The sequence below is a fragment of the Streptomyces bobili genome, assembly GCF_002154575.1.
Classification (GTDB): Bacteria; Actinomycetota; Actinomycetes; order Streptomycetales; family Streptomycetaceae; genus Streptomyces; species Streptomyces bobili.
Map to the genome: position 1 here is coordinate 1 of NZ_MUBA01000557.1, position 853 is coordinate 853.

At 71.4% G+C, this 853-nt stretch carries 1 protein-coding gene; it reads right to left on the reverse strand.

Features of this window, described 5'->3' with window-relative positions; translation table 11 throughout:
• A partial coding sequence (locus BZL64_RS33385) for a COX15/CtaA family protein (protein ID WP_086772845.1) occupies positions 1-853 on the reverse strand: 853 nt, incomplete at both ends.

The window sequence follows — 853 nt, forward strand, 5'->3', positions numbered from 1 at the left end:
CTCGCGCAGGGCCAGCAGCACGCGGAGCACCGCGATCCACACCAGCGCCGAGCCGAGCATGTGCAGGCCCACCAGGACTTCCGGCAGATCCGTGAAGTACTGGACGTAGCCGATGACGCCCTGCGCGAGGAGCACCACGAAGAGGTCGCGGGTGCGGTCCAGCGGGAGCCTGGGCGCATCGACGGCCCTGAGGACGAACCACAGGGCGAAGGTCAGCGTCACCACGATCCAGGCCAGCACCGCGTGGACCTTGCTGACGGTCTCCCAGTCCAGCGGCATCCGCTCGACCTCGCTGGAGTCACCCGCGTGCGGGCCCGCGCCGGTCACCACCGTGCCGACCAGGATCAGCACGACCGTGGCCGCGACCAGCACCCACACGAGCTGCTGCACGGACTTCCCGACCAGCGGACGGGCCTGTGCGTCGCCCTCCCGCGTGCGCTGCCACATCACCACGGCGATCGCGATCAGCGCCGACGTCGCCACGAAGTGCGCGGCGACCGTGTACGGGTTGAGGCCGACGAGGACCACGATCCCGCCCAGCACGGCGTTGCTCATGACCACCCAGAACTGGGCCCAGCCCAGCCGGGTGAGGCCGCGCCGGTACGGCTTCTGCGAGCGGGCGGCGATGATCGCCCAGCCCACCGCGGCGCACAGGACGTACGTCAGCATGCGGTTGCCGAACTCGATGGCGCCGTGGAAGCCCATCGCGCCGGTCGCGGTGAGCGAGTCGTCGGTGCACTTGGGCCAGGTCGGGCAGCCGAGGCCGGAGCCGGTGAGCCGCACGGCACCGCCGGTGACCACGATGACCACCGACATCACGAGCGCGGTGAGGGCCGCCCGCTGAACCGTCCGG